This window comes from Bacillus stercoris (assembly GCF_029772985.1).
Classification (GTDB): domain Bacteria; phylum Bacillota; class Bacilli; order Bacillales; family Bacillaceae; genus Bacillus; species Bacillus stercoris.
The window spans coordinates 1,761,815-1,775,132 of the sequence record NZ_CP121861.1; the positions used below are offsets into that span (position 1 = coordinate 1,761,815).

General features: G+C 42.6%; 15 protein-coding genes and 1 pseudogene. 14 read left to right on the top strand and 2 right to left on the bottom strand.

Annotation, left to right across the window (positions count from 1 at the left end):
* Positions 1-6 precede the first annotated feature (6 nt).
* From pbpA to pstB (QA442_RS09215), 6 genes are all read left to right on the top strand, one after another.
* On the top strand, positions 7-2,157 hold the full coding sequence (gene pbpA, locus QA442_RS09190) for a penicillin-binding protein 2A (RefSeq protein ID WP_095431702.1): 2,151 nt from the start codon (positions 7-9) through the stop codon (positions 2,155-2,157).
* A 154-nt stretch (positions 2,158-2,311) separates the two neighbouring features.
* Complete coding sequence (locus QA442_RS09195) at positions 2,312-3,214, top strand: phosphate ABC transporter substrate-binding protein (RefSeq protein WP_095431701.1); 903 nt, start codon at positions 2,312-2,314, stop codon at positions 3,212-3,214.
* Between the two features lie 67 nt (positions 3,215-3,281).
* Entirely contained in the window at positions 3,282-4,211 is a 930-nt protein-coding gene (gene pstC, locus QA442_RS09200) for a phosphate ABC transporter permease subunit PstC (protein ID WP_095431700.1), read from the top strand.
* Positions 4,211-5,095 carry a phosphate ABC transporter permease PstA gene (gene pstA, locus QA442_RS09205; protein ID WP_040082617.1) on the top strand — a complete coding sequence of 295 codons (885 nt, stop codon included), beginning with the start codon at positions 4,211-4,213 and terminating at the stop codon, positions 5,093-5,095. The genes pstC and pstA overlap by 1 nt, the downstream gene beginning before the upstream one ends.
* 20 nt (positions 5,096-5,115) lie before the next feature.
* Positions 5,116-5,925 carry a phosphate ABC transporter ATP-binding protein PstB gene (gene pstB, locus QA442_RS09210; RefSeq protein ID WP_014664617.1) on the top strand — a complete coding sequence of 270 codons (810 nt, stop codon included), beginning with the start codon at positions 5,116-5,118 and terminating at the stop codon, positions 5,923-5,925.
* A gap of 10 nt (positions 5,926-5,935) precedes the next feature.
* Entirely contained in the window at positions 5,936-6,718 is a 783-nt protein-coding gene (pstB, locus tag QA442_RS09215) for a phosphate ABC transporter ATP-binding protein PstB (RefSeq protein ID WP_095431699.1), read from the top strand.
* Positions 6,719-6,748: 30 nt separating this feature from the next.
* Here the strand turns inward: pstB (QA442_RS09215) and QA442_RS09220 are convergent, their stop codons facing one another.
* Together QA442_RS09220 and QA442_RS09225 are read right to left on the bottom strand one after the other, a co-directional pair.
* A complete protein-coding gene (locus QA442_RS09220; protein ID WP_040082620.1) occupies positions 6,749-7,213 on the bottom strand; it encodes an endolytic transglycosylase MltG in 465 nt (154 codons plus the stop codon).
* On the bottom strand, positions 7,210-7,563 hold the full coding sequence (locus tag QA442_RS09225) for a hypothetical protein (protein ID WP_014477348.1): 354 nt from the start codon (positions 7,561-7,563) through the stop codon (positions 7,210-7,212). Before QA442_RS09225 ends, QA442_RS09220 begins: the two co-directional genes overlap by 4 nt.
* Positions 7,564-7,742: 179 nt before the next feature.
* Here QA442_RS09225 and QA442_RS09230 point away from each other — a divergent pair, with 179 nt between their 5' ends.
* From QA442_RS09230 to glcK, 8 genes and pseudogenes are all read left to right on the top strand, one after another.
* On the top strand, positions 7,743-8,213 hold the full coding sequence (locus QA442_RS09230; protein ID WP_040082621.1) for a hypothetical protein: 471 nt from the start codon (positions 7,743-7,745) through the stop codon (positions 8,211-8,213).
* Complete coding sequence (locus QA442_RS09235) at positions 8,210-9,289, top strand: glycosyltransferase family 4 protein (protein ID WP_095431698.1); 1,080 nt, start codon at positions 8,210-8,212, stop codon at positions 9,287-9,289. The genes QA442_RS09230 and QA442_RS09235 overlap by 4 nt, the downstream gene beginning before the upstream one ends.
* An 83-nt stretch (positions 9,290-9,372) precedes the next feature.
* Positions 9,373-9,522, top strand: coding sequence for a 50S ribosomal protein L33 (rpmG, locus tag QA442_RS09240; protein WP_003153056.1), 150 nt, complete (start codon positions 9,373-9,375; stop codon positions 9,520-9,522).
* 84 nt (positions 9,523-9,606) lie between these two features.
* Entirely contained in the window at positions 9,607-10,170 is a 564-nt protein-coding gene (locus tag QA442_RS09245) for a 5-formyltetrahydrofolate cyclo-ligase (protein ID WP_095431697.1), read from the top strand.
* Between the two features lie 66 nt (positions 10,171-10,236).
* Positions 10,237-10,410: a hypothetical protein gene (locus tag QA442_RS09250; protein WP_003230126.1), complete on the top strand. Its 174-nt coding sequence runs from the start codon at positions 10,237-10,239 to the stop codon at positions 10,408-10,410.
* 89 nt (positions 10,411-10,499) lie between these two features.
* On the top strand, positions 10,500-12,011 hold the full coding sequence (gene yqgP / locus QA442_RS09255) for a rhomboid protease YqgP (protein ID WP_095431696.1): 1,512 nt from the start codon (positions 10,500-10,502) through the stop codon (positions 12,009-12,011).
* Positions 12,012-12,122: 111 nt separating this feature from the next.
* Positions 12,123-12,339: pseudogene (locus QA442_RS09260) on the top strand (YqgQ family protein).
* Positions 12,340-12,349: 10 nt separating this feature from the next.
* Positions 12,350-13,315, top strand: coding sequence for a glucose kinase GlcK (gene glcK, locus QA442_RS09265; RefSeq protein WP_014664607.1), 966 nt, complete (start codon positions 12,350-12,352; stop codon positions 13,313-13,315).
* Positions 13,316-13,318 lie beyond the last annotated feature (3 nt).

The window sequence follows — 13,318 nt, forward strand, 5'->3', positions numbered from 1 at the left end:
GATGTTATGAGGAGAAATAAACCAAAAAAACAAAATCATAAAGAGAAAAAGAAGTCGCTTCCGATCCGGCTGAATATTTTATTTTTAGCTGCCTTTGTTATATTCACCTGGATCATTGTGGAATTGGGCATCAAGCAGATCGTGCAAGGCGATGATTACAAAAATCAAGCGAATAAGCAGGAACAAAGTGAAGTTAGCTCGGCGGTGCCGCGCGGGAAAATTTATGATCGAAACTTTAATGCCATTGTGACAAATAAGGCTTTAAATGCAATCACATACACAAGATCTAAATCGACCACGCAAGAACAGCGCTTAAAGATCGCAAAAAAGCTGTCTGACATGATCAAAGTCGATACAAAAAAAGTAACAGAACGGGATAAAAAAGATTATTGGATTTTGACTAGACCGAAAGAAGCAAAAAAGCTGATTAGCTCTAAAGAAAGACAGCAGGTTGAAGACAAAAAATTATCCGATGACGATTTATACCAGCTTCAGCTAAAACGGATTACTGATAAGCAGCTGAATGAATTGACGGATAAAGATATGCAGATCCTTGCTATCAAAAGGCGGATGGATTCAGGCTATGCTTTGACCCCTCAATATATTAAAAATGAGGATGTATCAGCGAAGGAAATGGCAGTGGTAAGTGAACATTTAGACGAACTGCCTGGAGTTGACGTCACGTCTGATTGGGAACGTGAATATCCGTATAAAAACCTTCTTCGCTCAGTGCTCGGAAGTGTTTCCAGCTCTGATGAAGGATTGCCGTCCAACTTGCTCGAACATTATCTGTCGCTTGGCTACAGCCGAAATGACAGGGTCGGAAAAAGTTATCTGGAATACCAATACGAAAGCCTTCTGCAGGGCCAAAAAGCAAAAGTCGAAAATATCACAGATTCAAAAGGCAATGTCACGGGAACAAAAACGGTATCTGAAGGTAAAGCCGGGAAAGATCTTGTACTTACAATTGATATTGATTTGCAAAAATCAGTCGAGAAAATTATTGAGAAAAAACTTAAAGCTGCTAAAGCAAGACCTAGTACCGAATTGTTGGATCGTGCATTCGTTGTCATGATGGACCCTAGAAACGGCGAAGTGCTGACAATGGCAGGGAAGCAGATTAAACGAGAAAATGGAGCCTATAAGTTTGATGATTATGCATTAGGAGCCATGACTTCATCCTACGCTATGGGATCAGCTGTAAAAGGTGCAACCGTTTTGACCGGTCTGCAAACTGGAGCGATTAATTTGAATACCGTATTTAAGGATGAACCATTGTATATCGGCCAGGATAAAAGAGGGAAAAAATCTTGGCAAAACTTAGGACCGGTTGGTATTCAAACTGCATTAGAGAAGTCATCAAACGTTTTTATGTTTAAAACTGCTATTGCAGTTGGTAAAGGTGAATATAAACCTCACCAAGCATTGCCTTTGGATACTTCTGCATTTGATACCTTCAGAAATTATTTCAGTCAATTCGGCTTAGGAGTAAAAACAGGAATTGATCTACCAAATGAAATGACGGGATATAAAGGTACAAGCAGATTATCTGGTTTCTTGCTTGATTTCGCCATTGGACAGTATGATACTTATACACCGCTGGAATTGGCTCAATATGTCTCCACCATAGCAAATGGTGGCTACCGCATGAAGCCTCAGCTTGTAAAAGAAGTCAGAGATTCAAATGCGAAAAAAGGGATCGGCGCAGTCGTTGATTCTGTTCAGCCTGAAGTATTGAATAAAGTCGATATGAAGAGTAGCTATATTGAAGAGGTCCAAGCCGGATTTAGACGGGTTGCCACTAAAGGGACAGCTGCAGGTCAACTGGCTTCAGCATCGTATAAACCAGCTGCAAAAACAGGAACAGCCCAATCATTTTACGACGGACCGGATAAATCAAAAACAGGAACAGACACATATAATACGACGCTTGTGGCTTATGCACCAGCTGACAATCCTGAGATTGCTATTTCTGTCGTAGTTCCTTGGACTTACATTGATTACAATCAAAGATACTCTATTACAAACGAAATCGGCAGAGAAGTATTGGATAAATATTTTGAGCTGAAATCGAAGCAGGACAAAGAAGATACTCAGCAAAAGAATAAAAACAAAATCGAAGAAAATGCAGAAAACACAACGTCTTCTGATAACTAAAAAGAAACGCTCACATAATGTGGGCGTTTTTTTTATACAAAAAAACGCATTGATTTACAAAACCTTAACATTCGATTCAAACCCTTTTTACATAGAACCTTTACTCTATACGTGTAGGACAAATTACACATTATACGCAGGGGGAATTCAGGAAATGAAAAAAAACAAATTGGTGCTTATGCTTCTGATGGCTGCTTTTATGATGATTGCAGCTGCATGCGGAAATGCAGGAGAAAGTAAAAAATCGAATAGCGATTCTGCAAAAGGAGAAGAAAAGGCATCAGGTTCTTTAACCATTTCTGGTTCATCGGCTATGCAGCCGCTAGTGCTTGCTGCCGCGGAAAAATTTATGGAAGAAAACCCTGATGCTGATATACAGGTACAAGCTGGCGGTTCTGGAACAGGGCTTTCTCAAGTCTCAGAAGGAGCTGTTCAGATCGGGAATTCAGACGTTTTTGCTGAAGAAAAAGAAGGCATCGATTCAAAAGCGCTTGTCGATCATCAAGTCGCAGTAGTTGGTATGGCAGCAGCTGTAAACCCTAATGCTGGTGTGAAGGATATTTCAAAAGATGAATTGAAAAAAATCTTCACTGGCAAAATCAAAAACTGGAAAGAGCTTGGCGGCAAAGACCAAAAGATTACACTTGTAAACCGTCCTGATTCTTCTGGCACACGTGCTACATTTGTGAAGTATGCGCTTGATGGAGCAGAACCTGCAGAAGGCATTACTGAAGATTCCTCCAACACAGTGAAAAAGATCATTGCTGATACTCCGGGAGCGATTGGATATCTTGCATTCTCATATTTAACAGATGACAAAGTAACTGCGCTATCTATTGACGGAGTTAAACCTGAAGCGAAAAATGTTGCAACTGGCGAGTATCCAATCTGGGCTTATCAGCATTCTTATACAAAAGGTGAAGCGACAGGTTTAGCTAAAGCATTTCTCGATTATCTAAAGAGTGAAGACATCCAAAAAAGCATTGTTACTGACCAAGGCTACATTCCGGTTACTGATATGAAAGTGACACGTGATGCCAAAGGGAAGCAAAGCTGATCTGAATAAAAAGAGGAGTGCGGGGACAACCGTTTCTCCTCTTAACACATTCATAGGAGTGTAAAAAATGATAAACAATAGAGAAAATATGTCTGTGAGCGAGCGTTTAATCAGCTCAAGGCAAAATCGGCAATTGGATGAAGTTCGGGGAAGAATGATGGTGACAGCATGTGCGCTCATTATGATTGCGGCATCTGTGGCGATCACCATTTTCCTCGGCGTTAAGGGGCTGCAATCTTTTCTTGTAAATGGTGTAAGCCCAATTGAATTCTTAACGAGCTTAAATTGGAATCCTACAGATAGTGATCCGAAATACGGAGTGCTGCCATTTATTTTTGGCTCATTTGCAGTAACGATTCTTTCTGCTCTGATCGCTGCACCGCTTGGCATTGCAGGAGCGATTTTTATGACAGAGATTGCCCCGATTTGGGGAAAAAAAGTGCTGCAGCCTGTGATTGAGCTTTTAGTCGGCATTCCATCTGTTGTTTATGGATTCATAGGTCTTACAGTATTGGTGCCGTTTATCGCCCAGTTTAAATCGAGCGGGACAGGACACAGTTTATTGGCGGGAACGATTGTCCTTTCCGTCATGATTCTGCCGACCATCACATCGATTTCTGCTGACGCAATGGCTTCTCTTCCGAAGAGCTTAAGAGAGGGTTCTTACGCGCTTGGTGCGACAAGATGGCAGACGATCAGAAAAGTACTTGTGCCTGCGGCTTTTCCAACATTAATGACAGCTGTTGTGTTAGGCATGGCTCGGGCGTTCGGTGAAGCTTTGGCTGTTCAGATGGTTATAGGAAATACAAGAGTGTTGCCGGAAAGCCTGTTTGACACTGCGGGAACGCTGACAACAATCATCACGCTGAATATGGGCCACACCACATACGGAAGTGTTGAAAACAATACGCTGTGGTCAATGGGGCTTGTGCTTCTGGGGATGTCATTCTTATTCATCCTGCTTATTCGCTACTTGTCATCTAGGAGGAAAGTGTAATGAACCGCAAAATAACAGATAAACTGGCGACCGGAATGTTTGGTTTGTGTGCAGCCATTATCGCTGCCATTTTAGTAGGTTTGTTTTCCTATATTATTATAAACGGTGTTTCTCAGCTCAGTTTTCATTTTATTACGACAAAATCGAGCGCCATTGCAGCCGGAGGAGGCATACGAGACCAGCTGTTTAACTCCTTTTATATTTTATTGATTACGATGCTGATTACAATCCCGCTCGGTGTGGGAGGCGGAGTGTTCATGGCTGAGTATGCGCCTAATAATAAAGTGACTGATTTCATCAGAACATGTATCGAGGTGCTTTCATCTCTCCCGTCTATTGTCATTGGGATGTTTGGATTATTGATGTTTGTCAATTTAACAGGCTGGGGATATACGATCATAGGCGGGGCGCTTGCGTTAACTGTTTTTAACCTTCCCGTGATGGTGCGTGTGACAGAAGACGCGATTCGTTCAGTCCCTAAGGATCTGAAGGAAGCCTCTCTCGCTTTAGGTGTATCACGCTGGCATACCGTAAAAACCGTTTTAATTCCAAGTGCGATCCCTTCTATCATTACTGGAGCCATTTTAGCGTCAGGAAGAGTGTTCGGAGAAGCGGCAGCATTATTATTTACAGCCGGCCTGACAACACCGCGTCTTAATTTTACGGAGTGGAATCCGTTTTCGGAAACATCGCCGCTTAATATTTTCAGGCCCGCTGAAACACTTGCGGTTCACATTTGGAACGTAAATACACAAGGAATAATTCCGGATGCTGAAGCGATTGCCAACGGAGGTTCTGCTGTGCTGGTGATTTCTGTTCTTGTGTTTAATCTCGCAGCGAGATGGCTTGGCACGATGATCTACAAAAAGCTTACGGCAAATTAGAACGGAAAGAGGCGAAAAACATGTCTGAACAAATGGTAAAAGAAAAACCTGAGCGAGCTGTTATTGTTCCGAAGCAGAACCACGTGCTTGAAGTCAAAGACCTGTCTATTTTTTACGGAAATAAACAAGCGGTTCATCATGTGAACATGGATATTGAAAAGAATGCGGTGACTGCTTTAATTGGGCCGTCGGGATGCGGAAAATCTACTTTTTTGAGAAATATTAACCGAATGAATGATTTAATTCCTTCTGCAAGAGCTGAAGGTGAAATCCTTTATGAAGGATTAAATATATTGGGCGGCAATATTAACGTCGTCAGCTTGAGAAGAGAAATCGGAATGGTTTTTCAAAAACCAAATCCTTTTCCGAAATCGATCTATGCAAATATCACACATGCATTGAAATATGCCGGAGAGCGTAATAAAGCGGCCTTAGATCAAATTGTGGAAGAGAGTTTAACAAAAGCAGCGCTCTGGGATGAGGTGAAGGATCGTTTACATTCATCCGCACTCTCGTTATCCGGCGGCCAGCAGCAGCGTTTGTGCATTGCGAGAACGCTTGCGATGAAGCCGGCTGTTCTTCTACTTGATGAACCAGCTTCAGCGCTTGATCCGATTTCAAATGCAAAAATAGAGGAATTAATAACAGAATTGAAAAGAGAATACTCGATTATTATAGTCACACACAATATGCAGCAGGCTCTGCGGGTTTCTGATCGGACGGCATTCTTTTTAAATGGCGAGCTTGTAGAATATGGACAGACTGAACAGATCTTCACGAGTCCGAAACAGCAAAAGACAGAGGATTATATTAACGGGAAATTCGGATAGGAGGGCGGCAATGAGCATTGCTACCGAAGCTGTAATGAAACAGGAAGTCTATCAAGTCAATGGAATGAACTTATGGTATGGACAGCATCATGCTTTAAAAAATATCAATTTGAGCATACATGAAAACGAGGTCACGGCGATTATCGGGCCATCGGGATGCGGGAAATCGACCTTTATCAAAACATTGAATTTAATGATTCAAATGACGCCGAATGTAAAGCTTGCAGGTGAGCTGAACTATAATGGCAGCAACATTTTAAAAGATAAAGTGGATATCGTGGATTTGCGAAAAAATATCGGTATGGTATTCCAAAAAGGGAACCCGTTTCCCCAATCTATTTTTGATAATGTAGCTTACGGACCGAGAGTCCACGGCACCAAAAATAAAAAGAAGCTTCAAGAAATTGTGGAAAAATCATTGAAAGACGTGGCGCTATGGGGTGAGGTGAAGGATCGATTGCATACGTCCGCTCTTTCCTTGTCAGGCGGCCAGCAGCAGCGTCTTTGTATCGCCAGGGCACTTGCGACCAATCCAGATATTTTGCTGATGGATGAACCGACATCTGCATTAGATCCAATCTCAACAAGAAAAATTGAAGAACTCATTCTTGAGCTGAAGAATAAATATACGATTGTCATTGTCACGCATAACATGCAGCAGGCAGCAAGGGTTTCTGATCAAACCGCCTTTTTCTATATGGGCGAGCTTGTTGAATGCGACAATACGAATAAAATGTTCTCTAACCCGCAGGACCAAAGAACCCTCGATTACATTACAGGAAAGTTTGGTTGAAAAAAACAGGCTGAGTCTTCAGCCTGTTTTTTATCGTGTTAACGTTTTTACGAGCTTTTTAAAGCTCATATCTGATTTTACTTTAAACTCGCCGGCACGGATTTCTTTGTGATAGCCAGCATCAATGACATAGTCATTAAAGTCTTGAGCCGAGGAGATAATGCCTTCTTTTTCAAGAAGAGCAGATACATCTGCAGTGCTCATGCCGTCTTTAATTTTCAGTTTGTACGTTTTGACCTTGTCTGTTTTCGTGTCTGATCCGCTGTCATTGGTCAAGGATTTCTCTTTTGAATCGAGAAGTTTTTGATATTCATCGCGATTCACAGAAACCATTTTTTTAGAATCAAGGTAATTGTTCACGTCTTGTTCGGTTACTGTTTTATTTTCTTTTACAGCAGCGGCCTGGTCTTCGTCAGTCAGATAAAAAACAGCTGCAAGAACGGCTGTAGCTAAAATGATGCCGCCAGCAAATGCCTGAATGCCCCGTTTTGTCATACGAGCACCTTCTCGTTATCTTTGATAATCGTATTTACATCTTCCACTGATACATGCTCAGCTTTAGCAATCGCTTCAGCGGACATGCCGTTATTATATTTAGAAAGTATTTGTTTAGCGATTTTTTGATTGATGTCACTCTGCTTTGATTTGCGGATGACAAGGTTTGTTTCCAGTAATTCTTCCTCAAGCACGGTCATTTTCTTTTTGAGCTTGTAAATTTCCTGCATCGCAGAAAGCTGCAGAGTTTCGAGCTCTTGTTCTACATCTTTCATCGGGTCTCTTTGAGAATATGAGAATGCAATTAGCGCTATACTGACGATAAACAACGCAATAATAGCAATTTCCACGTTTCATCACCTTCTATTCTTTTTTTATCCTTCTTTTTTATACCATAAAACCAATAGTTTCTAAAGGAATTCGCGAAAAAAACGAGATTTTGTCGAGAAATCTTTCTTTGCTTCTTCTCTATGTAATGGTTTAATAGGATCACTAAGTGAACGATAGGAAAGGAGAATGTTAGGAGTCCATGGATAAACACCCATTTCCCTATAATATACGACATAAGCTGTCTTTTTTTAGGGACACATTCGACATGAACATTCAAAACGCTCACACCTTGACCGTATGCTGGGAAATCTCAGAAGAAACAATGCGGCTGGCTGAAGCGGTCCTTTTCGAAAAAACGCAGGATATGATGAAAGAATTGCGCATTGTCATCAAAAGAAAAGATAACGAAGCGGTCAGGACTAAACGCACACCGTATGATAAAGGGGAATGGACGATTGGACAGGCGGCTGGTGATGCTGTATATCGGGCTGAATACAGAATGGTTAACTCCATGAATGTCTCTCTCAAGCTTGCCTGCACAGACGACATCTATCTTGAAGAAAATGGGATTCGTCATATAAACAGCTTTCAGATTGAGGAGGCGCATACCAGGTGGGAGGCGCAATTTTCTGCATACACCTGTTATGGAGAAGGAGAAAAAGAACGGTGAACATTCTCATGCTTTCACTCGAACATCCCGATGGCCCGAAAAGCGGGCTCGGTGTCCATTTAAACCGTCTCATTTCCTATTTAAATCCTCATATCAACATGACGGTTTGTACTCCGAGAGGGCAGTTGTCTTCATATGCGAAGTTTGAAGATTACATAGCCGATGCTAACTTTACAATGGTTCGCCAGGTGTTATCCGGCAATGAACACTTTGATCTGATTCATGCGCATGATGACACAACAGCCCCTGCCGCCCAGTATTTGAAACAACGGCTTGGCCTTCCGCTTGCTGCGACAATCCACGGTCTTGAAAGCGAAAGGAAGAGGGTGTGCCGAGAAGTCCCACACCCTTACAGGCTCAAGACCGAACAGCTCCTTATAGAATCCGCTGATGCATTGATCGTATTAAGCACATTTATGAAGCGGTCTCTTAATAAGGCAGCGCATAAAAAAATAACCGTTATCCCGAGCCCTGTATCTATGGAGGAAGAGGAGAGGAAAATCCCAAGGAGCATGAATAGAAGATTCCTCTTTTCATATGGAAGGTTCGTTCCGGAAAAAGGATTTTCTCAGCTGTTAAAGGTGTTTGCCATCTTGAAGCAGCGGCAGCCTGACCTCTATCTAGTGCTGGCCGGGGAGGGTCCGTCTTTGTCCTCCTATGAGAAATTGGCTGCGGCACTGAACCTAGAGGATCGAGTCATGTTCCTGCCGTTTCTGAATGGGAAAGACATTAGAATGTTACTGTCTCACTGTGAAATGGCAGTTTTTCCTAGTTCTTATGAACCGTTTGGGCTTGCCGCACAGGAAAGCATGGAACAAGGTGTGCTGACTGTCGTTTCTCAGTCGGGTGGTTTTTGTGATTATGCCGTTCATGACAAAACGGCAATCATCGCTGATTTTACGCTCGTACAGGAAGCGGCTGATCTGCTGGACCGTTTTTTAAAAGACCGGGAAAAAGCCCGCCGGATAAAAGAAGCTGGCAGACAACAAGTGTTTAAGCTCCACCACCCCCGACTCATTACGGCATCATATGTGCAGCTTTATGAGCGTATCATCAATAATTCAGCAATTCATTGAAAAACAGCCTAGCATTCCGTCCATTATAGTGGTATTATATATAAGTCTGAATAAGTAAATGATTTTAGTTTGGAGGGAAAATAATGCGCGTTAATATTACTTTGGCTTGCACTGAATGTGGTGAGCGTAACTATATTTCTAAAAAGAACAAACGCAACAATCCAGACCGCGTTGAATTTAAAAAATATTGCCCACGTGATAAAAAATCTACGTTACACCGTGAAACAAAATAACAGCTTTGCTGTTTGAGGTGTAAGAAAAAAGCCAGAGCTTTGAAAAAGGTTCTGGCTTTTTTTCTATTCCGAGGGGGATGAGAGATGAAATCACAATTAAGAAAACAGACGATGGCGGCACTGTCTGCTTTACCAAATGAAGATCTGCTTCAAAAAACGGACCGTATGTATAAGTATTTGTTTTCTCTGCCGGACTGGCAAAATGCCAGCACCATTGCCGTCACCATTTCCAGAGGACTAGAGATACCGACGCGTCCTGTCATTGAGCAGGCTTGGGAGGAAGGAAAGCAAGTTTGCATCCCAAAATGCCATCCGGACACGAAGAAAATGCAATTTCGCGCATATCAGACTGATGATCAGCTCGAAACCGTTTACGCTGGACTCCTTGAGCCGATAATTGAAAAAACAAAAGAAGTAAACCCATCACAAATTGACTTGGTGGTCGTTCCAGGTGTTTGTTTTGATGTTAACGGGTTTAGGATCGGCTTTGGAGGCGGCTATTATGATCGTTTTTTAAGTAAATATGAAGGAAAGTCAGTCTCTCTGCTTTTCGAGTGCCAGCTGTTTGCACACGTACCCCGTCTGCCGCATGACATGCCGGTACATAAGCTGATAACAGAGGATCGCATCATTTCTTGTTATTCATAACTTTCCTGCCTCTTTTTCGAGAATAAATCAGGTAGAATAACAAACCCTATTGGCAGGAGGGATATCATGAAAAAACTTTTGATTTATGCCATTTTTGCTGTTTCTGCCGTCATGTTTTATCAAAATCGCTACCGTCTTATGAATACTGTACTCAGCCAGCCAGGAATCAGGCGGTCTTTTATCCATTTGTTTTTAAGAATTCCGTTTATCCGCAATAAGTTTATACAGCAAGCTTTCTAAAATCCCGTGAAAAACGGGATTTTTTGCTTTCAGTAGGCGTTTCGGACCGCCAGCTGTTATAATGAAAAAAAACTATTGGAGCGGTAAATATGTTTTTGCTGGAGTATACATATTGGAAAGTGGCAACGCACCTGGTGAAAAGCGGGTATGGCGTCATACAAGCCGGCGAGTCAGATGAAATATGGCTGGAAGCGCCGGACAAGTCCCCTTATGATCTAGTTCGTCTTTATAAGCACGATCTTGATTTCCGTCAAGAAATGGTTAGAGACATCGAAGAGCAGGCCGAACGAGTAGAAAGAGTCAGAAATCAATTGGACAGACGAAGGATGAAGCTGCTGAATGTGTTTTTTTCAACTGAAGCCCCTGTTGATGACTGGCAAGAAATTTCCAAACAACCTTTTGAGAAGGGAACTGTGTCAGTTGAGTCTGTGGTCGTTAGAGGATCAATGCTTCGAGATGATCTTCAAGCGGTTTTTCCATCATTTCGTACAGAAGAACACGTTTCGTTTGAAGACACGCAAATGGCAAGGGAACGCTTCCTTTCGTTAGTGCAGAAACAAGAAGAACAGAGAAAAACTGAAGCGGCGGTTTTTCAAAACGGAAAACCCATTTTTACATATTTATTTATTGCGCTTCAGGTCCTGATGTTTTTCGTGCTCGAAATAAACGGGGGCAGCACAAATACGGAGACGCTGGTCGCTTTTGGAGCAAAGGAAAACAGCCTGATTGCACAAGGAGAATGGTGGCGTCTTCTGACACCGATCTTGCTTCACATTGGCATAGCGCATTTAGCTTTTAATACGCTGGCTTTATGGTCGGTTGGTACAGCGGTTGAGCGCATGTATGGATCGGGCAGGTTTCTGCTGATTTATCTGGCGGCTGGCATTACGGGTTCGATTGCGAGCTTTGTGTTCAGCCCGTATCCTTCAGCAGGCGCATCAGGAGCCATATTCGGATGCTTAGGCGCACTGCTGTATGTAGCTTTGTCAAATCGGAAAATGTTTTTGAGAACTATAGGAACCAATATTATTGTCATTATTATCATCAATCTGGGCTTTGGTTTTGCGGTTTCGAATATTGATAATTCGGGACATATTGGCGGCTTGATTGGCGGCTTTTTCGCCGCTGCAGCACTGGGGCTGCCCAAAGCCGGAGCCTTGGGAAAAAGATTGTTGTCAGCGGTTTTACTGATTGCTTTGGCGGCTGGATTTTTATATTACGGATTGCATTCGCCTTCCCACCAGGAGTCAGCGCTGATTCAGCAGGCAAGTGAGCTTTATCAGGAAGGAAAGTATGAAGAAGTAACGGAATTGCTAAACGGAGAAGCAGAGCAAAAAGATGCTTCTGCCGATCTGTTGAAAATCTTGGCGGTTTCTGATATTCAACTCGGCGAATACGATCAGGCGATTTCCCTTTTGGAACGAGCAGTGAAAAAAGAACCTAAAGACCATGCTTCATATTACAATTTAGCCGTATTGTATGTGGAAAAAAATGAGCTGGACCAAGCAGAAAAGGCCATCCGGACGGCTGTAAAACTGAAGCCGAAGGAGAAGCGCTACAAAGAGCTCCAGCAGCAAATTGAAAACAATAAACAATCATAAAGGTTGAATAGGATAAGGGGGCATGCTTTTTTGTCAGCGTTTTCTTCTTGACGGACCGCTTCCATATGAATACGCTTATGATAAGTTAAGATCAAGAAATGGTGAGGAAAAATGAATACATTTTATGATGTGCAGCAGCTGTTAAAAACGTTTGGCCACATTGTTTATTTTGGAGACAGAGAGCTTGAAATTGAGTTTATGTTAGATGAATTAAAGGAATTATACATGAACCACATGATTGAAAAGGAGCAGTGGGCCAGAGCGGCAGCTGTCCTTCGAAAAGAATTGGAACAAACAAAAAATGTTAAGAGATTTTTATAAAGGCTAAGGTGATAAACATGGATGAGATTTGGTTTGCGGGCATTGACCTGGGAGGAACGACGATTAAACTCGCTTTTATTAATCAATATGGTGAAATTCAGCATAAATGGGAAGTCCCGACTGATAAAACCGGCGACACCATTACCGTTACAATTGCAAAAACAATCGACAGCAAGCTGGATGAGCTGCAAAAACCGAAGCACCTCATTAAATACATCGGAATGGGCGCACCAGGTCCTGTAGATATGGCGGCAGGAGTTGTTTATGAAACCGTAAATCTAGGATGGAAAAATTACGCGTTAAAAAACCATTTGGAGACAGAGACCGGCATCCCAGCAGTGATAGAAAATGACGCGAATATTGCTGCGCTCGGGGAAATGTGGAAGGGAGCGGGTGATGGCGCGAAGGACGTCATTCTCGTGACGCTTGGCACAGGAGTTGGCGGCGGCATCATTGCAAATGGTGAAATTGTACATGGCATAAATGGCGCTGGCGGAGAAATCGGCCATATTTGCAGCATCCCTGAAGGCGGAGCGCCTTGCAACTGCGGCAAGACGGGCTGTATCGAAACCATTGCATCGGCAACAGGAATTGTAAGAATTGCAAAAGAAAAAATAGCGAATGCTAAGCAGACGACACGTTTAAAAGCAACTGAACAATTGTCAGCGCGGGATGTGTTTGAAGCGGCTGGTGAAAATGACGAAATTGCCCTTGAGGTGGTTGATTATGTAGCCAAGCACCTTGGTTTGGTGCTCGGAAATTTGGCAAGCTCGCTTAATCCGTCAAAAATCGTTCTTGGCGGCGGCGTATCGAGAGCCGGAGAGCTGCTGAGATCAAAAGTCGAGAAAACATTCCGCAAATGCGCGTTTCCGCGGGCAGCCCAAGCTGCTGATATTTCAATCGCAGCGCTTGGAAATGATGCCGGCGTTATTGGAGGCGCTTGGATCGCTAAAAACGAATGGCTAAAACACCAAAATTGTTAAAAT

Bases quoted from the DNA above. Each gene is read 5' to 3' on its own strand.
- QA442_RS09220 (WP_040082620.1), bottom strand. From the start codon at position 7,213: ATGACAAAACGGGGCATTCAGGCATTTGCTGGCGGCATCATTTTAGCT.
- pbpA (WP_095431702.1), top strand. From the start codon at position 7: ATGAGGAGAAATAAACCAAAAAAACAAAATCATAAAGAGAAAAAGAAG.
- yqgP (WP_095431696.1), top strand. From the start codon at position 10,500: ATGTTTTTGCTGGAGTATACATATTGGAAAGTGGCAACGCACCTGGTG.
- glcK (WP_014664607.1), top strand. From the start codon at position 12,350: ATGGATGAGATTTGGTTTGCGGGCATTGACCTGGGAGGAACGACGATT.
- QA442_RS09230 (WP_040082621.1), top strand. From the start codon at position 7,743: ATGGATAAACACCCATTTCCCTATAATATACGACATAAGCTGTCTTTT.
- pstB (WP_014664617.1), top strand. From the start codon at position 5,116: ATGTCTGAACAAATGGTAAAAGAAAAACCTGAGCGAGCTGTTATTGTT.
- QA442_RS09250 (WP_003230126.1), top strand. From the start codon at position 10,237: ATGAAAAAACTTTTGATTTATGCCATTTTTGCTGTTTCTGCCGTCATG.
- pstB (WP_095431699.1), top strand. From the start codon at position 5,936: ATGAGCATTGCTACCGAAGCTGTAATGAAACAGGAAGTCTATCAAGTC.
- rpmG (WP_003153056.1), top strand. From the start codon at position 9,373: ATGCGCGTTAATATTACTTTGGCTTGCACTGAATGTGGTGAGCGTAAC.
- pstC (WP_095431700.1), top strand. From the start codon at position 3,282: ATGATAAACAATAGAGAAAATATGTCTGTGAGCGAGCGTTTAATCAGC.
- QA442_RS09195 (WP_095431701.1), top strand. From the start codon at position 2,312: ATGAAAAAAAACAAATTGGTGCTTATGCTTCTGATGGCTGCTTTTATG.
- pstA (WP_040082617.1), top strand. From the start codon at position 4,211: ATGAACCGCAAAATAACAGATAAACTGGCGACCGGAATGTTTGGTTTG.
- QA442_RS09245 (WP_095431697.1), top strand. From the start codon at position 9,607: ATGAAATCACAATTAAGAAAACAGACGATGGCGGCACTGTCTGCTTTA.